Annotated in this window: 12 protein-coding genes; 8 read left to right on the top strand and 4 right to left on the bottom strand. The window is 68.7% G+C overall.

The genetic code is table 11. The features are described 5' to 3' along the window. Positions 1–22: 22 nt before the first annotated feature. The 8 genes from ASG05_RS12450 to ASG05_RS12415 all read left to right on the top strand — a co-directional run bounded on the left by ASG05_RS12450 (position 23) and on the right by ASG05_RS12415 (position 9,525). Positions 23–298 carry a hypothetical protein gene (locus tag ASG05_RS12450; RefSeq protein WP_157490226.1) on the top strand — a complete coding sequence of 92 codons (276 nt, stop codon included), beginning with the start codon at positions 23–25 and terminating at the stop codon, positions 296–298. A 404-nt stretch (positions 299–702) separates the two neighbouring features. After that, a complete protein-coding gene (locus tag ASG05_RS12445; protein ID WP_056261273.1) occupies positions 703–1,749 on the top strand; it encodes a DUF4238 domain-containing protein in 1,047 nt (348 codons plus the stop codon). A gap of 168 nt (positions 1,750–1,917) precedes the next feature. Next, on the top strand, positions 1,918–2,445 hold the full coding sequence (locus tag ASG05_RS12440; RefSeq protein WP_082486759.1) for an MFS transporter: 528 nt from the start codon (positions 1,918–1,920) through the stop codon (positions 2,443–2,445). Positions 2,446–2,574: 129 nt separating this feature from the next. After that, positions 2,575–3,606: a LacI family DNA-binding transcriptional regulator gene (locus tag ASG05_RS12435; RefSeq protein ID WP_056261267.1), complete on the top strand. Its 1,032-nt coding sequence runs from the start codon at positions 2,575–2,577 to the stop codon at positions 3,604–3,606. Between the two features lie 98 nt (positions 3,607–3,704). Further along, entirely contained in the window at positions 3,705–5,249 is a 1,545-nt protein-coding gene (locus ASG05_RS12430; RefSeq protein ID WP_235491507.1) for a sugar ABC transporter ATP-binding protein, read from the top strand. Between the two features lie 126 nt (positions 5,250–5,375). Next, positions 5,376–7,601, top strand: a complete 2,226-nt coding sequence (locus tag ASG05_RS12425; RefSeq protein ID WP_056261265.1) for a family 43 glycosylhydrolase — start codon at positions 5,376–5,378, stop codon at positions 7,599–7,601. A gap of 67 nt (positions 7,602–7,668) precedes the next feature. Beyond that, positions 7,669–8,295, top strand: coding sequence for a hypothetical protein (locus tag ASG05_RS12420; protein ID WP_056227481.1), 627 nt, complete (start codon positions 7,669–7,671; stop codon positions 8,293–8,295). Between the two features lie 270 nt (positions 8,296–8,565). Continuing rightward, a complete protein-coding gene (locus ASG05_RS12415; RefSeq protein WP_162240659.1) occupies positions 8,566–9,525 on the top strand; it encodes a WxL protein peptidoglycan domain-containing protein in 960 nt (319 codons plus the stop codon). A gap of 89 nt (positions 9,526–9,614) precedes the next feature. Here the strand turns inward: ASG05_RS12415 and ASG05_RS12410 are convergent, their stop codons facing one another. From ASG05_RS12410 to ASG05_RS12400, 4 genes are all read right to left on the bottom strand, one after another. Further along, complete coding sequence (locus ASG05_RS12410; protein WP_056261259.1) at positions 9,615–11,060, bottom strand: glycoside hydrolase family 43 protein; 1,446 nt, start codon at positions 11,058–11,060, stop codon at positions 9,615–9,617. 142 nt (positions 11,061–11,202) lie between these two features. Next, positions 11,203–11,346, bottom strand: a complete 144-nt coding sequence (locus tag ASG05_RS16925; RefSeq protein ID WP_157489747.1) for a hypothetical protein — start codon at positions 11,344–11,346, stop codon at positions 11,203–11,205. Further along, entirely contained in the window at positions 11,343–14,885 is a 3,543-nt protein-coding gene (locus ASG05_RS12405; RefSeq protein ID WP_056261255.1) for a LamG-like jellyroll fold domain-containing protein, read from the bottom strand. The genes ASG05_RS16925 and ASG05_RS12405 overlap by 4 nt, the downstream gene beginning before the upstream one ends. Before the next feature lie 162 nt (positions 14,886–15,047). After that, positions 15,048–17,993, bottom strand: a complete 2,946-nt coding sequence (locus tag ASG05_RS12400; protein ID WP_056261253.1) for an immunoglobulin-like domain-containing protein — start codon at positions 17,991–17,993, stop codon at positions 15,048–15,050. Between the last annotated feature and the right edge of the window lie 362 nt (positions 17,994–18,355).

Genomic DNA, 18,355 nt, shown 5'->3' with positions numbered 1-18,355 from the left:
GGTCGACGACGACGAGGGGACCGTGACGATGGACGACGAGACGAACCGCGACCGGGGCCGGCTGCGCCTGCAGAGGCCGACGTTCCGGGGGTCGTCGGTGGGTTGGGGCATCTCCGCCGTCGTGTGGCTGTCCTGCGTCGTCAGCGTCGTCGTCAGGATGGCGACCGGCGACGGAGGCGCGGCGCCGGTGGACGTGCTGATCCTCGTCGCGCTGCTCGTCGCGACGGCAGTCTGCGTGACGGGCACCGTCTCGACCATCCGGCACCCCCGCCCCGCCCCTCCCGCCGTCGACGAGTGACGAGGCGCTCGCCGAGCCGCCGCCATCTCGGCTTCCGCGGCCCGCGCCGAAGGCGCACGCCGCCGGAGGCGGCCAGACAAGCACCCAAGACGAGAAAAACCCCTGCCGTGTAGGGCAGGGGCTTTCGAGTCGCGTGCGCCTGGAGGGACTCGAACCCCCAACCTTCCGATCCGTGGTCATATGGTTGCTCGACCCGTGTTGAGGCTGAAGTCGCGCCTACAAAGCGGGACGACCCCAGCGCAGTCGGTCGGCTTCTGCCACTGAGAACCATCGAGATGCAACAGAGTGGATCCATTTAAGACGAGCAAAAGGGTGAGCGGGGCGAACTCGCGGCTTTCACAGCCGCTGGCAACGCCAAGCCGAGTGGCTCGGCTATAGACGCGCCGCGTCGTAGAATCCCAGCCATGACCCCGGTGGCGAAGTTGCACCACTTCGTGCCGCAGGCCTACTTGAGGGGCTTCGCGACCGAGAAGGAGCGCATCGTCGCCGTTCCCCTCGACACAACACGTTCGCCCTTCACCACTGTGGTGAAGAATGTCGGCGCGCAAACGCACTTCCACACCATCCCGGGCGTGGAGGAGCCCGACGGTTTCGAGAAATTCCTAAGCTCCGTCGAAGGCGAGGCAAGCGCGATCATCCGCCGCATCGAAGGCGGCGAGTTCCCACTGCCGCAGGAAGACCGGATGACGCTCTCCCACTACCTGGCCCTTCAGGCTGTCCGAGGACCTGACACTCGTAGAACGATTGAACACCTCCAGGCGAAGATGATCCGACTCGAAGTCGGCGCCGGCGGCCGTCAGAACGTCGGGAAGTGGATCCAGGGCTACTTCGGCTTCGACGCAGACGAAGATCAGCAGCAGCGCATCTGGGATGAAGCCACGCAACCTGGAGGTCCGCCGCTGACGATCGCGGTTGGCGATCACATCAGGCACATGGTCGAGACAGCGGAAGAGCTGACCGTCTACCTCGTGACGCGGCCGTGGTCGCTGCACCAGTTCGACAGACGTTCCCTCATCACCTGTGACGCTCCGGTCAGCCTCATTCGAGGCAGGGACGACGCCGAACCCTGGATGGGCGTCGGCTTCGCCAATGCGTCGGCCATCTCGGTACCCCTGACTCGTAAGCTCGGCCTAATCATGAGCGATCCCCTCGTTCTCCTGGAACGTTTCGAGGACGGCGACCCAGGAATCCAGCAGGTCCGTGACCGCGTCGTGGGTGGTCAACTGGATGCGGTCCAGGTAGGGACGACCGCAGTGGAACGGCTAATCAACGAGCACACGGCGCACAACGCCCGGGAGTACATCTACCGTCATCCTGACGACCAGCGGTTCGTCCCAGCGGAACTGCCGGGTCCCAACCTCATCACCATGGACGCCCACGGCCTGCTGGACGCTGATTTCGATGGAGAGCCATGGTTCGGCAGGGACCGGGGGCAGAGCGACCAGGATTAGCGCGGAGCAGCACGTATCACCTCAGGAGGCGACCGACTCTCAACTCGGCGACACCGCGGCCTCCGACGCATGTCGCCTCTCCGACGTCAGACCTATACCTGCGTCTCTCAGCTGGCGAAGCTGCGGCTGAGCTTGTAACCGAACTCGACGACGTCTCGGGCTGCCACCATCTCAGTCGAGCCGATCATCGCCGAGCACGTCCGCTTCCTCACTGGTTCAACCGACGACACCGCCCTCTACGCCGCAGTCGTGTTCTCCATCACCGCGTTCGGCACGATCCTCTCCAGTCCCAACCTCGGCAAACTCGCTGACCGGATGGGCCACATGCAGGTCCTCACCCTGAGCCTGGTCGCCGCGACACTCTTCCTCGCCGCGCAAGCAGTCGTCGACGACCTGATCGCCTTCGCGATCCTGCGATTCCTCACCGGGATCGCCCTCGGCGGCATCACCCCCACAGTCGTCGCGACCATCCGCCGCCTCCTCCCCGACACGAGCGTCGGACTGGTGCTGGGCTACAACGTCTCGGCCCAGTACATCGGTCAAGTCGCCGGCCCCGTCCTCGCCGGATGGCTCGGCGGCATCGCAGGCACCCACTCGGTCTTCATCGCCACCGCGATCATCACAGCCGTCGGACTCATCACTGCCACAGCCATCCGGCGACACTTCAGACATCATCTCGCCGCGTGGGAGGCCTGAACGCGTGAGGTGCTCAGGTCACTGAGGGCGCGAAGCGAGGGTCACGACGTCGAACTCTCCTCTCCTGCGTCACTAAGCTGGAGTTGAGCGATCGGCGTTTTTGCAGCCGCTCAGGGGCCCGGGACTCACATGCCCGTCATCGGGGAGGAGATCGACGTGGTGACCGGTCGGCCAGGCCTCAAACAAGTCGCCGCGGTGGCAGGCGTCTCGCACATGACCGTCTCGCGCGTCCTGAGCGGCCATCCCAACATCAGGGACTCCACTCGCGAGAAAGTGCTCAAGGCAGTCGACGAGCTGAACTACCGACCCAACGTCGCGGCTCGATCGCTCGTCACGCAGCGCACGGAGCGCATCGGCGTACTGGTCGAGAGCGGAACCGCGTTCGGTCCTTCGAGCACCCTGCGGGCCATCGAGCGGGCCGCGCGGTCGAGGGGCTATTCGGTGACGTCCGTCGCACTGCGAGACGAACAGGACATGACTCCGGTCGACGCCATCGAGCACTTGACGGGGCTGGGCATCGACGCCCTGTGCATCATCGCGCCGCGCTCCTCGTCCGTGGCGACCCTCCGCACCATCGAGATCGGGGTCCCGACACTGGTAGTGAAGTCCGAGGATGACCCGACCTTCCTCACGGTCTCGGTCGATCAACAAGCGGGCACGGCGGAGGCGGTCGACCACCTCGCTTCGCTGGGGCATCGTGACGTCCTGCACCTCTCAGGCCCTCTGGACTGGCTCGACGCTCGATCTCGTGAACGTGCTTTCCACGTGCGCGCCAAGTCCTGGGGGATGCGAGAACGCCCCATCGTGGTCGGTGACTGGACGCCTGACTCCGGCTACGAGTTCGCCGCGAGCCTGACCTCGGTCCCGGAGTTCACCGCGATGGTCGTCGCCAACGACGACATGGCCCTCGGCGTGATCCACGGTCTCGCCGAACGGGGGATCCGTGTTCCGCGAGACGTCAGCGTCATCGGCTTCGACGATCTGCCGAGCGCTCGCCACATGCTGCCTCCGCTGACGACGGTGCGGCAGGATTTCGACAAGCTGGGGACGACGGTCGCAGACGTGATCCACGCCCACATGCACGGCCAGGAGATCCCCCGGCGCACACGCATCGCGACCGAGCTGGTGGTTCGCGAGTCCACTGCACCGCCCCGCGCCTGATCGCCGTTAGGTGATCCGTAGTCAGCTGTCGCGTATCATCGGCGACACCTCGGCACGGCGGCCCCGATGCCGTGCCGCACACGATCCGAGGACGGCACGTGGATCTGCAGTCGATGGCGACTCCTGGTTCTCCCCACCGGACGGTGGAGATGGTCGGGATCGACGTCGTCTTCACCTCGGGCCCGGCTCTCACCGGCGCACGTCTGTGCCTGGCCCCGGGAGAGATCCACGGGCTGATGGGGCAGAACGGCGCTGGCAAGTCGACGCTGATCAAGACCCTCACGGGCATTCATCGTCCCGACGCCGGAATGGTCAAGGTGGACGGCGTCGAGCGCCGCTTCTCGGGGCCGGCGGACGCACGATCGGCCGGCATCTCGGCAGTGTTCCAGGATGAGTGGCTCACGGACAACCTGAGCATCGGCGAGAACATGATGCTCGGGCACGAGGTCCGTGGCCGCTTCGGCATCTCCTGGTCGCGTACCCACCAGCGAGCAGCCGAGATGCTGAGAGAGCTCGGACTGGGAGACCTCGATCCGCGAGCATCCGTGCGCTCGCTGTCGCCGGCTCTCCGCCAGCTCGTCGCCATCGGTCGGGCGATGATCGACCGCCCTCGCGTCCTCGTGCTCGACGAACCGACCTCGAGTCTCGACCTCGACGACGTCGTCCGGCTCTTCGCAGTCCTGAAACGCCTGCGCGACAGCGGTGTGGCGATACTGTTCGTCTCGCACTTCCTGGAACAGGTCTTGGCCCTGAGCGACCGGATCACCGTGCTGCGCGACGGCAGCACGGTCGGCGAATACCCGGCGCACTCCATGGACCGGGCCGAGCTGATCGCCTCGATGCTCGGCGAAGACATCGAGGCGCTACGGCGGATCGGCGCGGACCGCCGCCAGCATCGCCGGCAGCCCGTCGGCCCGCCGATGTACCAGGCTCTCGGCCTCGGCCGTCGAGGAGCGGTCGCACCGACCGACTTGGAGCTGCATCGTGGCGAGATCGTCGGCTTCGCCGGGCTGCGAGGCTCCGGTCGCACCGAGATGGCCTCCCTGCTCAGCGGCGCTGATCGCTTCGATCGCGGACGCGTCCTGATCGACGGTGAGCCCACGCATGTTCCCGATCCCCGCTCGGGCATGCGGAATCGGATAGCGCACGCGAGCGAGAACCGCCACGAGGACGGAATCATCAGCGAGCTGTCGGTCCGCGAGAACATCGTGCTCGGCATCCAGGCGCTTCGTGGTTGGTCTCGACCCCTCTCGACCGCCGAGACCGACAGCCTCGTCCGTGCCTACGTCGACTCGCTCGACATCTCGCCGGCGGATCCCGGCCTCCTGGCCAAGTACCTCTCCGGCGGCAACCAGCAGAAGGTCGTGCTGGCACGGTGCCTGGCGACCAAGCCTCGACTCCTCGTGCTCGACGAGCCGACCAAGGGGATCGACCTGGCCTCGAAGGTCGACATCCAGGCCCACGTCGTGCGGCTCGCGAAGGACGGCGTCGCCATCGTCTACATCTCGTCCGACCTCGACGAAGTCGTACGCCTCAGCGATCGCATCGTCGTGTTCAAGGACCGCGAGAAGATCGGCGAGGTCAGCAACGGCCCGTGGCTGACGGTCGACACGATCGTCGAGATGATCGCCGCCGACTCCTGAGGGGGAAGCGACGGGCAGACCGAGAGGGCCAGTTCGCTCGCGCTGACCCCCGTTTGGGTGTTACCGTGAACATCACTGACAGCCTCAGCCCTCCTCAGCAATGACGCCGAACTAGGAGCACGTGTGATGAAGCCTTTCCTGCGACCGCTCGTCCTCGCGACGACCGTGGCCATCATGGCTCCCTTGTTGGCGACGTCGTCAGCATCCGTCGCTGCAGCCCAGGGTGACGCCCCGGCAGATGCCGGCGGTGCACCGGGTGAGATCCTTCGATATGCCTTCGACACCGATGCCGGCACGACTGTCCTCGACAGCTCTGGACATGGTCGGAACGGGGAGCTCGTCGCCGGCGGTACGTGGAACGACGGTGCTCTGCAGCTCGACGGCGACGACGACTTCGTCAGGCTCCCGGACGACCTGCTCGCCGATGTCACCGACATCACCGTCGAGGCCGACGTCTGGATCGATCCCGCCCAGGCTTCCCCCTACTTCCTCTACGGGCTGGGCAACACGACGGCCGGAGCAGGCGACGGCTACCTCTTCACCTCCGGAGACAACTACCGCACCAGCCTGACCACCGGCAACTGGACCACAGAGCAGACGGTGTCGCAGAGTGCAGCAGTGCCGCGCGGCACCTGGGCGCACCTGGCGTACACGCTCGCCGGAACGACCGCCACCCTCTACCTCGACGGGGTGAAGGTCGGCAGCTCGACCGTGACCATCGATCCGAAGGACATCGGAGCCGGCAGGACGACGGCCAACTACATCGGCCGTTCGAACTACGACGCCGACAATCGCTTCCGAGGCCAGATCCGGGAATTCGCGATCTACGACCGAGCTCTGAGCCCGGCCGAGGTGCTCTCCGCCTCCGGGAACACGACGACCCTGTCCGACGTGACGATCGGCGGAGACGTCCTCAAGACCGCGCCGATCATCGACTCGGTCGATCGGGTCGTCACCTTCCCGGTGAAGCCGGGTGTTGCGCTGACCTCCCTCGCTCCCACCTACACGACTGCAGCCGGCGTCGTCGCCAGCCCCGCCTCCGGGACCGTGCGCGATCTGTCCTCGCCTCAGCGGGTGGTGCTGACGCCGCTCGACGGCGGCTCGCCGACCACCTGGACGCTGAAGGCGATCTCGATGGGGAGCCCCGCCATCCCCGGCCTCTACGCCGACCCCAACATCGCAGTCTTCGGAGACACTTACTACGTCTACGCCACGACCGACGGCGTCCCCGGCTGGGGCGGCAACCAGTTCTGGGTCTGGTCGTCGAAGGACCTCGTGGACTGGACCCGCTCGGACCAACCGATCCTGACCCTCGACGGTGCGAACGGGAACGTCCCCTGGGCGGTCGGCAACGCCTGGGCACCGACGATCTCGGAGAAGGACGGCAAGTACTACTTCTACTTCTCCGGCCACAACGCCGCGCTGGACCGCAAGACGATCGGAGTCGCCGTCGCCGACAGCCCGACAGGCCCCTTCGCCGCACAGCCGACGGCCATGATCACGAACGGCGAGGCCGTCAACTCCGGGCAGGCCATCGATCCAGCCGCGTTCACCGACCCGGCGACGGGCAAGAGCTACCTCTTCTGGGGCAACGGAGTTCCCGTCTACGCCGAGCTCGCCGACGACATGATCTCGGTCAAGGCAGACACCATCAAGCGGATCGACGGCCTGACCGACTTCCGTGAGGGCGCCTTCGTCAACGTGCGCAACGGGCTCTACCACCTGACGTATTCGATAGACGACACGGGGTCCGAGAACTACAAGGTCGGGTACGCCACCGCGACGAGCATCGACGGACCCTGGACCTACCGCGGTGTGGTCCTCGAGAAGGACCCTGCCCTGGGCATCCTCGCCACGGGCCACAACTCGATCATCAACGTGCCGGGCACCGACGACTGGTACATCGCCTACCATCGCTTCGCCTTCTCTGGCGGCGACGGCACTCACCGTGAGACGACCATCGACCGGGTCACGTTCTCTCCGACGACCGGCCTCATGGAGAAGGTGCGACCGACGCTCGAGGGCGCCAGCGCTCAGGAGGTCGTCGACGTGGCCGTGCCCGCGGTCACCGTCACCGCCTCGAGCAGGACTCGCTGCGTGCAGGGCAAGGTCGTCCTCTCGGTGGCCGTCACCAACCCGAACGCCTTCGCGATCAAGGTCGTCATCACCTCGGCCTACGGCGTCAAGACCATCGACGAGATCGGCGCCGGGAAGAGCGCCACACACGCGTTCACCACCCGCGACGCGAGCGTCGCCAGCGGACAGGTGAGCGTGTCCGCCACGGCATTCGTCGCCGGCAAGCCCGCAACGACGAGCGCTGTCGCCCCCAATCCCGCTGCTAGCTGCCGCTGACCCCCGTCCCACCCTCACCACCCCACCGCGTCGGCGATGCTGCCCACGCAGAACGGAGACACCCGAGATGAACACCCGCTCCCTCCTCGCCCGCGGAGCCGCAGGCCTGACCGGAGGCCTGCTCCTCCTCGGCGTCGCCAGCACGGCGGCCGCCGCAGAACCTGAGATCGGCACCGACGACGTCGACGTCACCGTCGACATCGCACCCCTCAGCGGAGGAGGCGCTCTCGCCATGTCCGTGGCCGGCACCTCGTCCGCACTGGCCGAGAACGGCTCGACCGGCGTGATCCGCCAGTTCACCGGGACCCTGCCCACCGTCACCGTGACCGACACCCGCGATCCCGCCGACATCCCCGCGGACGCCGGCTGGTACGTCCTGGGGACCGCGACCGACTTCGTCTCCTCGGACGGCCTGAGCACAATCGGCGCGGAGAACCTCGGCTGGGCTCCGAACCTCATCGACGGAGGCGACAGCGGCCTCGTCGCTGAGGGCGACGTCGTCGACACCGCGATCGATGGTGGTCCCGACGGCGTGGGCCTCGTCGACCAGGAGCTCCTGGCGATCACGGACAACTCCGCCGGCATCGCGGGCGAGGGGTCGTGGACCGCGGACGCGGCGCTGACCCTGAAGACACCGACCACCGTCGACGCCGGCGACTACAGCTCCACGATCACGCTCTCCCTGTTCGAGTAACTTCCGCGAGGCACACCCCTCATCCCTCGACAGCCGTGAGCGGCCGGGCACCTCGTGCCCGGCCGCTCCGTGCGTCCTGCTCAAGATCCAGAGGTTTCCATGACCGGTCCACGCCCATCCTCTTCCGGCGGGCGCCTTCCGGCGACGCGCCTCCCCACGCTCTCCGGGTTCGTTCTCGTCGGGCTCATCACCGGGGGGTTCGTCGCGGCGGCCGTTCCGGCCGCGCCAGCAGCGTCAGCCGCGTCAGCCCCCCAGGGCGTGACGTGGGCCGTGAGCCCCGCGACCGACGGCGATCCGGACGAGCGATCCTGGGTCGAACTCGACCTCGGCCCCGGTGCCACCGCCTCCGACGAAGCTGCCGTGCGCAATCTCAGCGACGAGACCGTGACGTTCCGCATCGACGCGGCGGACGGCTACTTCACGGACGAGGGCCACTTCTCCATGCTCCCCTCGGACAGGCCGTCGACGGACGCCGGCACGTGGATCTCCGCTCCCGAGACGGTCACCGTCGAGCCCGGAGCAACGGGCATCGTCCCGTTCACGGTCTCGGTGCCCTCGAATGCCGAGCCCGGAGACCACGCGGCCGGCATAGCAGCGTCCCTGGTGTCGGTCGGCTCCGGCGCCGGTGGCGCGTCCGTCGGGGTCGAGAGCCGCATCGGCTTCCGCGTGATGACCAGGGTGACCGGCGACGTCGTCCCGGGTGTCGCCGTCGACGGCATGCGGGTCGACTACCAGATGTCGTGGAACCCCTTCGCCGCCGGGTCGCTGACCGTCGAGGCCGACATCGTCAACACCGGCAACGTCCGCCTCGTCCTCGACGGGACAGTCCGCGCACAGGGATCGTCCGCGCCGATCGTTGCCGAGGACGCCGCACGACAGGAACTGCTGCCGGGCGACCGCAGAGCGGTGTCGATCCCGCTCAGGGGCGTCTGGCCCCTCGTCGTCGCGAGCGCCGAGCTGGAGGTCGCCCCCACGGTCGTCGCACCGGACGGAGGGGCGGCCGTCGATCTGGAGCCGGTCACCGCCACGGCGACGGCCGCCGCAGTTCCGTGGTCGCAACTGCTCGTGGTGCTCGGAACGGCACTCGTTCTCTCGGCGCTCCTCGCGGGCCGGTCACGCTCGCGCAGCCGTGTCGCCGCGCTCGTGCGGCAGGCCAAGGAGGAAGGCCTTCGGGAGGGTGCCGCCGGCGGGGGCACGGATGGCGGGAGCGCGAACGCGAACGATCGCTGAGCAGCTCGCCGAGTGCATGAGCGCGAACGACGAGAGCCGCCCCTTCGGGGCGGCTCTCGCGTATCTCGTGGAGCTCAGTGTCCTGGGGCTCAGGGAACGAGCCGGAAGGTGGCGTCTCCGTACTCGGCACTGGACACCGGGTCGATCCTCAAGGAGAAGTCCCTGTGTCGCAGGTACCTGGTGGGGTAGTTGTAGCTCTGGAACGAGGACCAAGACGAGTCCGAGAGGCCGGCGACCTTCCTGAACGTCGCGTCAGCGGCGAAGCCGGCGCTGCCGTCGTTGGCGTTCAGGACGACAGAGAAGTTCGAGTGCCTGAGGTACTGGCCGGGGAAGTTGACCGACTCGAAGGAGACGGCGTTCGCGTCGGCCAGACCGGGGACGATCTTCCACTGCGAGTCCTGCTGGAGGTCGAAGGGGAAGGCATCGATGCGTGCTGCCCCGCCTTGGTGGCGTACGTAACGGTCAGGGAAGTTCGACGACTTGAGTCGCGTCGAGCTGCTCAGGCCGTACTTGCCGGTCAATCCGGTGTACTCGGAGGACGTGATGGGCTGGATGCTGTTGTGCTTGGACCCGATCGGGGCCGTGAAGTTCCGCTGGCTGAGCGGCGTCCACGATCCAGTCGTGACGCTTCCCTGCCAAACGTTGAACTTGTTGTTCGGGCAGTAGTTGTCGCCCCAGAGCCACCACGAGTTGGGGTCTGACAGAGATCGCACGACGGTGGGTGCCTCGACGCAGCCACCCTGGTACAGGCCGGTCGTGTAAGGGGTGAACGAGCCCGGCGTGAGGGACGACGAGCGGGCGCCCATGAGGCCCGTCTGGTTCGGGGCAGGGGAACGGTAGTAGAGGTAGTTCACCCCGTTGATGTCGGTCTGCACGTCGGAGTCGATGACACCGCCCTGGCCGTTGTTGTCGAAGAACGTCACGGGTGCCGTGGTCGTCACGAAATCAGACGTGTAGACGACGAGGATCGTGCCGAACGGGCCACCCGTAGGACTCGCGCTGAAGGTGATGCCGTACTTGGCACGCGTCGGGTCCCAGAAGATCGCGGGTGCCCAGGTGAACGAGTTGGGGTTCGCGCTGTTGATGTTGAGCAGCCGGTCGCTCGACCAGTTGACCAGGTCAGGCGAGGTCCAGATGTGGATGGAGGGGTTGGCTGCCCCGAAGTTCTCGTTCTTGAGGTCCGTCGCCGTCATCACCCAGCTGCCGTCCTGCAGCCGGAAGAGGAACGGGTCGCGGATGCCCTTCGTCCCGAGCGTCGGGACGAGGATCGGGGCGTTGTCGTTGAGGGCCGTCCACTCCAGCGCGTCCTTGCTCACGGCGAGGTGGACGTTGTTGGAGTTGCCGGACCCGTTGGGGCTCTCCTTGAAGTACGCCATGACGTAGGCGCTGTTGGCCGTCGCTGCTTCTGCGGGGGCTGACGGTGGCAACGCCACGACGAAGGCACCGATCATGGCGACCGTCGCGGCGATGGTCGCCAGACGGCGCCGCCACGAGCTGCGGCCGGGGCCGGTGAGGGAGTTCGATCTTGTTGACATGGTTCGCTTTCTAGGGTGGGTCAGTGGGGTCGATCGGGGGTGAGGACGTCTGACGTCGCCGTGTGGGAATGTGCGGAGAGTGCCTCCTGAGACGTGAGCGGGTGTGTCACGGCGGCGGCGTGTGCTGTGCCGAGGCCGACTTCTAGGTGATCGTGAAGGCGTTGCCGTTGATGATCAGGACGTCGTCGTCGGACCCGGAGCTCCCGTCGACGAGATCCCTGTCGAGTTCTCCGCTCAGACGCGACAGACGACCGCCGATCGGCCCGCCTGCTCCCTCCCCGCTCATCCGCAGCTGCGCGACGCGTACGCCACGCTCTCCTGCGAGGTGCCCGTGGCGGACGTCGCGGTGATGGCGACCGATCCCGACGTGACGGACGCTGCCCGCGTCGTCGTGGCAGTCGTGCCCGACGCTCCCGGAGCGACTCCCTTCACGGTCTTCGACCCGAAGGAAGTCGCGGTGGTGACGTCGATGGCCGAGGGGCCCGAGTTCTTGACCACGGTGGTGAGGACGACCTTGCCGCTGATGCACCGTGTCGTCGCGACGGCGCTCACGACGGGTCGCGACAGGACGGTCACCGTGGTCGTCACCGCACGGTTGGCGGGCGCCACCTCCTCGTCGCGCGTCACGTCGAGCACAGGGCGGCCGTCGGCGGCGTAGTGGATGCGGACGAGCCGGGTGTCCCTGCCGTCTCCCCCGACCCCGTTGCCCCACGTGTGGTAGACGAACACGTCGTTGCCGTCCTCGTCGCGTGTGACGGCCCCGTGGCCGGGTCCTTGCTCGTACGTGCGGTAGTCGACGACTCCGTCCGGCATGGGGACGCTCGCCAACAGCGGAGCGTCGTACTTGGTCCAGCTGGCGATGTCGGTCAGGTCGCTGCCCTCCTTCGCCCAGGCACCGCCGACGATGTACTTCGGGCTGACGCCGCTGCTGGAGTAGACGAGCGTGATTTTCCCGTCGCGCTGGATCGCGAACGCCCCCTCTGACAGGTGGTCCTCGAACGAGAGCGACGGGACGATGATCGGTGTCGGCTCACCGATGACCCGAGTCGGATCGCCCGGATCGACCTTCGCGATCCAGGTCGCCGGGTCGCTGGCGCCTCCGTCGACGTAGCGCTGGGACCACGCGTAGTAGGCGGTTCCGCCGGACTCGAAGTAGGTCATGTCCAGGCTGATGTTGCGCCCCGTGCCGGTGCGTCCGAGGGCGCTCGAGTCGCCCTTCAGGACTGCGCGGGGCGCCGACCAGTCAGCCGGCTCAGCAGGGTCTCCCCCGTCGCGCAGCTGCATGATGTGGGCCTGCACCGTGTACCACGCGGCGTCCTGGTTCGACTGGTCGTTCCCCGGGTTGAAGCACGGGGCGAACAGGATGGACAGCTTGCCGCCGATCTCGTGGATCTCGGGGGCCCAGTAGCAGCCCGCGATCACCTTCCCCTCGGCAGTGCGGTCCATCCGCGTCGTGCGGTTGAGCAGGTCGACCTCCCTGGCACGCCCGCCGTCGTCGTCGCTGAGCTGGTCGATGCTGTCGGCCACCCGGATGGGGAGGTGCTCGGAGGCGATGTTGTCGTTGCCCGTGTCGTCGGTGGCCGTGAAGAGGTACTGCGTCTTCCCGCCGCGCTCGTACCGGTAGATGGTCGGGTCGGCGCGGTTGTAGGCGAACGGCTCGTCGTACTGCCGCTGGCGGACGGTGCCCGAGAGGTCGTACGTCCCCGGGCCCTTCGTGCCGATGTCCGCGAGCTGCTGAGGGTCCCAGTCGACGCCGAGGCTGCCGGTGGAGCCGTCGGCGTAGGACAGGCTGGCCTTCGCCTCCGTGAGGGCGGTCACGTCCCCTTGCTCGATCGTCTGCGGCGCGACGGACGATCCGGTGTTGACCGTGCGGCCGAGGGCTTTCGTCAGCGCGTCGGCGGTCGAGGCGGAGACAGCCAGCGCACCGCCAGGGACCGCGTCGGCGACACGGCCGGCGAATGCGGACAGGTCGGCGGTCGCCACCGTCGCGGGGCTCCCGCCGAGGACCGGTCCGCGGTTCCCGTCGGTCACGACGACGCTCCGGCGGCCGCCGTCCTTCGGCGAGAAGGCCTCCGTCCGGAGCTCGGTGCGGGCGAGATCCGTGACGGTCGCGTACTTGGCGGCCCCCGCCGCATCCGTCCACGAGACCAGGTACTGCTCCTGGTCGCTGTCGTAGACGGCGCGGGGCGAGACGACGCCTCCTGTGGTCCCGAGGTCGACGAAGCCGAGCTCGGTGAAGTCGGTCGCGGTGCCGTCGGTGGCCTTGAAGACCAGAGCGCTGGAGGTCTCGGTGCCGTCAGGTCCGCCTCCTTCACGGACGCGGGTGGCGAGCACCCCCACGGTCCCGTCGGCGAAGGTGAACAGCGACGGAGCCGCGACGGCCCGGTGATCGACCTTGTCGGTCCCCACGAAGACGCCCTCGGCGAAGAGGACACCGCCGTTGCCGGCGAGGGGTGCCGCTGTGTCGACGGACGAACCGAGGGCCAGGTGCATGCTGCGGGCGACCGTGTCCTGGTTGGCCTTCAGCTCGCCGGTGGGGGTCCGAGTGTAGGCGACGACGGTCTTCCCGGTGGTGGCGCTGAGGACGGTGGTGCGGAAGGTCTTCGTCAGCGTGGTGCCGCCGACCGCCACGGAGGCGGTGAGCCGGATCGCCTGGTCGGATGCCGTGTCGTTGACGAGGCGTCCCCCTGACAGGCCGGTGCCGTCGGCGCTCCACGACACGGCGTACCCGGCGATCGTGGGCAACGTGGTGCCGGACGCGACGGTGGGGGGAACGACCAGGGCGGTGCGCAGGCGTCCTATCGCGTCGGCCTCGGTGTCGGCCGCGACGGTCACGGAGCGCGCGGCGCCGGTCGCGGCGGAGCCCGCGAAGCTCGCGCTCGGCGTGAGGGTGACCGCGGCGTTCGCCGTTCCGGGTGCTGGTCGCCGCACGGTCCCGTCGGCGCCGATCACCGAAGGGTCGCTGCTCGACCAGGTCAGGAGGGAGCCTCCCGCGCCGCGGGTCGGGAGGGCGATGTCGCCGGTGACGGGCTGCGTGGCCGAGAACGTCGCCGCAGCGGCGTCCGAGCCCGCGATGACGGAGGCGGCGGGAGCTGCGTCCTCACGCACCTGCTCCTGCGACAGGGCCGTGGAGTACACGTGCACGTCGTCCATCGCACCCGCGAAGAGGGGGTCGGGACCGTAGAGCGACTTGCCCAGCAGTCCGGACGCGGTCGAGGTGCCGATCGTCGTCGCGCCGGTCGCGGAGGTCGGGGTCGTCTGCGCGAGCCGACCGTCGACGTAGGTCGACACGCTGACTCCGCTGCGGAGCACGACGGCGACGTGGGTCCAGCGGCCGGACGCCGCGGGGCCGGTGTCCGCCGCGCGCTGCTCAGAGCCGTTCTTCACCGCGCCGATGAGGTTCCCGCCGCACTGCGGGGTGGCGAAGAGATACCGCTCGGTCGACTGCCCGAGGGCGTACGCCCAGCTGCAGCTCTGGCTGCCGTCCCATCGCAGCCAGGCTGACATGGTGAGGTCGGCTGTCGACGTCGAGGTCAGTCCAGGCGCGATCTCGGCGAATGCAGCAGAGCTCCCGGCGACGCCTCCGGGGAGACGGAGGGCGCGATCGTTCCCGCCTCGCGGACCCACGACCGTCGTGGCGCCGGTCCCGCGCACCGTGGCGGATCGGTTCCCCACCGAGTCGGCGAAGGCCGTCCCCGCGGTGACGGGGGCGCCCGCGGCGCTCGTCGAGGCGAAGTCGTAGGAGAGGATCGGGCCGGGTGCAGCGGCCTGCGCGGGTGCGCCGCTGAGCGCAGCGCTCCCCGCCGTCAAGGTCGCGGCCACCATCAGTGCCGTAGTGCGTCGGAACTGCATCGTTCGTCAACTTCCGTGAGAGGTGCATCCGGGGAGCGCGGGCCGTTCGGTCCGCGCTCCCCGCTGGGCGGGAAACTCAGGCTCCCGGGTGCAGGAGGTCCGGGAGGGGAGAGCGGCTGCCTCCCTGGACCCGTGCTAGCGGCAGACGATCGCCGCGTAGGGCGCCGTCACCGTCCGGGAACCGGACGCAGCCTTGGACGTGACGCTGAGCTCACCTGCCGCGATGGAGGCAGAGCGGGTGCTGAACGCCGCGGAGACGGTCTTCCCGGGGGCGACGCCCGTGAACGTCCTGCTCCCCCACGGCGAGGACATCGTCAGCTCGACGGTCGAGTCGCTGGCGTTGCTGCCGGTCCCCGTCACCGTGGCCTTGCCGGCGACGCAGCGGCTGGAGGCCGAAGCCTGGACGGCCGGTCCAGGAGGCGCCGTCGCCGTGATCGTCGCGACCGCGGTGGTCGCTGCCGAGTTGGCGAGCTGTCCGCGCACCTGGACGGTGTCGCCGGCTTTCTTCAGCGAGCTGAGGTCCGCGGTCTCCCAGGTCACGGCCACGGTCTCCCGGTGGCCGTCCTTGAAGGACGCCGCCACCGTCGCGGGGAGCGACACTGCGCTCGATCCGGCCTGCACCGTCCGTGCCACCGGGTCCACGGAGGTGACCAGGAGCGACGGGTTCCACTTGGCGGCGAGCGCGTCGCGCTCCTTGGCGGTGATCGAGACGACGGACCCGTGACGGGGCGAGGCCGGCAGCGAGAAGCTGCTGGGGATCGTCCACCGGATGTCGCCCTCGAGCGAGTTGGTGCCCAGCGGGATGTAGCCGCGTCCGCCGTAGTTGTCGGTCCAGAGGAAGTACTTGAACCCCGCCCGGTCGCCCTCGTTGGTCTTGAAGATCTCCGGACCCTCGACCTCGGGCGTTCCGGCGTCGCGGCCGATGCAGGTGTCGATCAAGCTCCACGCCCCGGAGGCCGTGGTGGCACGCAGGTCGGTGGACTTCTGTCCGATGATGTCGGGCGAGGGGCAGCCGGTGGTCTGGGTCGCCTTCGTGAAGCGGTAGTAGGTGTCGCCGTCCTTGAGCATCGTGGCGTCGATCAGCCCGTTGCTCTTGTTGAGCGAGGGGACGTCGGCGGCCTTGAACCACACCTCCGGAGTCGTGAAGTCACGGAAGTCGCGGGTGGTGGAGGTGAGGATCTGCGGCCCGTTGCCGTCCTCCACGTTTCTTGTGCTGTCGGTGAAGAGAGCCGAGGTCCAGTAGACGACGTAGGCGTCGATGGTGGGGTCGTAGGTGGCTTCCGGTGCCCAGGTCATTCCCGCGTTGGGCAGGTTGACCTCGATGTGGCGCTGCTGGCCCCAGTTGACGAGGTCGGTGGACTCCCAGATCTCGAGGTGGCGGCTGCCGCGGTTGGTCGATCCGCCGAAGCCGGTGGTGCCGACGGAGAGGTCGGTGGCCATCAGGAAGAACCTGTCGCCCTCCTTCGAGCGGAAGATGAACGGATCGCGCAGGCCCTTCGTGCCCAGGGTCGAGGTGAGGATCGGCTGCGCGTCGTTCAGGTTCTTCCACTGCAGCGAGTCGTTGCCGTCCGAGGTGGCGAAGCGGATCTTCTCGCCCTCGACGCTGTCGCCGGTGAAGTAGGCGAACAAGTAGGCGTCGAGGTCGCTCGCGGCGACGGGGGCCGCAGCCGGCACGGTGCGCGTGAGCGTCCGCACGACGGGCGAGGCTCCCGGCACGGTCACCGTGGCGGTGAGGGTGACGGTCGTGTCGGCGGAGGGACGCGTGAGCGATCCCCCGGCGACCACGTCGGGCGCGGTTCCCTTGTCGCCGGAGGTGATGACCGCCTCGTTCGACGAGGTCCAGCTGACGGCCGCGCCCGAGCTGCCGGGCCGCGAGGCCGTGGCTGCGACGTCGGCTCCGGTCAAGGGCAGGTCCAGGCTGCCACGCACGGGTCCGGCGAGTGCGGGATCTGCGCTGATGGCGTCGGCCACGGCCCGAGAGAGCTCGGACTCGGCGGTCTCGCCCGCGGCGTAGGCGGGAACGGTCACGGTGATCGGACGGCCGACGGCGGAGATGCCGCCGTGGACGGCGGTGGGGGTCAACGTCACGGTCGCGTCCGGGTTGCCCGAGGCAGGTCGGGTCACTACGCCGGCAGGGCTGACCGTGCCCGGGGCACTCGACGCCCAGGTGACCACGGAGCCGGCGGAGCCGGACGTGGGGAGGGTGAGGTCGGAGGTGACGGCGGAGGTGTCGCCGAGCGAGACGGTGGCGTCCTGGTTCGCGAGCACGGCGTGCACGCTGGCAGCACTCTGCTGCACCTGGCCTGCGGTCAGCGCGGAGGTCCAGACCTGCATGTCGTCGATGGCACCGGCCCAGTAGGCGTCCGCGCCGTAGAACGACTTGCCGAGGTAGCCCGAGAACGTGGAGGTGCCGATCGCGGAGGCGGCGGTGGAGGAGGTGCCGCCCTGGCCGACGAGCGCGCCGTCGAAGTAGGTCGAGACGGACTGGCCGCCCTTGACCACGACCGCCATGTGCACCCAGCGGTTCGCGGTGACGGCAGTGTTACCTGCTCCCCGTACCTCGGCGCCGTTCTTGACCGCGCCGAAGCCGGCCGGACCGCACTTGGTGGTCGCGAGGACGTGGGAGTCGACGCTGGAGCCGAGAGTGAAGGGCCAGGTGCAGTCCGGAGCGCCGCTCCAGCGCAGCCAGGCGGACATGGTGACGTCCTGGGTGCCGGCCGGGATGAGGCCGGGCGCGATCCGGACGTGCGGGGCAGCGGACGTGCTCGACCCGCCCGGGAGCGAGAGCGCGCGGTCGCCGGAGGCGCCGGAGGCACCGGCGACGCTCGTCGCGCCGGAGTTGACCAGCGTCCCGGGGTGGCCGCCCGCCGCTGCGTCCGCGATGACGGCACCGTTGCCGAGGGTCGAGCCGATGGCGTCGAAGGAGTACTGCAGGACGGGCACGGGGACGCTCTCGGCCGCTCCGGCGACTCCGATCGGCGACAGTGCACCGCCCAGCGACACGGCGGCGACCGTCAGCGCGAGGCCCGCGCGGGGAAGGCGCGAGCGTCGGGTGCGCTCTTGCGGGAGAGATCGTGACATGAGGAGTCCTTCGCATGGTGGGGAGGGCGGGGAGTGAGGGCCAGCTGGCCGTCTGCTTCTGGCGGAGGGCGAGCAGGAGCGGGTCGTCGGTGGGGAGGGCACGGCGAACAGCGACGCATGACAGCAAGGGCGCACGTTGTTCGCCCAGCTCGGGCCGAGCGCTGAGCGCTCGCCCGTGGGGGCGGTGAGCGCGAAGGGTCAGCCCGTGGACTCGTCAGCGGAGCGCGGGCCGCACGATGTCGGCCGGCAGGACCGGTGACCGGGGGACCAGGCCTGGCGGCCTCGTCTGGAAGGGGGTGGCGACGTCGTCATCGACGTTCCTCTCAGGCTCTTCTTCGAGCCGATAGATCGGGGCGAGTCGG

The organism is Frigoribacterium sp. Leaf186, from assembly GCF_001423905.1.
Classification (GTDB): Bacteria; Actinomycetota; Actinomycetes; order Actinomycetales; family Microbacteriaceae; genus Frigoribacterium.
The sequence above is the reverse complement of the archived record's forward strand: the minus strand, read 5'-3'. Positions and strand labels throughout refer to the sequence as shown.

Coding starts and splice junctions, on each gene's coding strand:
- ASG05_RS12420 (WP_056227481.1), top strand. CDS start 7,669: ATGAACACCCGCTCCCTCCTCGCCCGCGGAGCCGCAGGCCTGACCGGA.
- ASG05_RS12445 (WP_056261273.1), top strand. CDS start 703: ATGACCCCGGTGGCGAAGTTGCACCACTTCGTGCCGCAGGCCTACTTG.
- ASG05_RS12405 (WP_056261255.1), bottom strand. CDS start 14,885: ATGGTGGCCGCGACCTTGACGGCGGGGAGCGCTGCGCTCAGCGGCGCA.
- ASG05_RS12425 (WP_056261265.1), top strand. CDS start 5,376: ATGAAGCCTTTCCTGCGACCGCTCGTCCTCGCGACGACCGTGGCCATC.
- ASG05_RS16925 (WP_157489747.1), bottom strand. CDS start 11,346: ATGAGCGGGGAGGGAGCAGGCGGGCCGATCGGCGGTCGTCTGTCGCGT.
- ASG05_RS12435 (WP_056261267.1), top strand. CDS start 2,575: ATGCCCGTCATCGGGGAGGAGATCGACGTGGTGACCGGTCGGCCAGGC.
- ASG05_RS12410 (WP_056261259.1), bottom strand. CDS start 11,060: ATGTCAACAAGATCGAACTCCCTCACCGGCCCCGGCCGCAGCTCGTGG.
- ASG05_RS12400 (WP_056261253.1), bottom strand. CDS start 17,993: ATGTCACGATCTCTCCCGCAAGAGCGCACCCGACGCTCGCGCCTTCCC.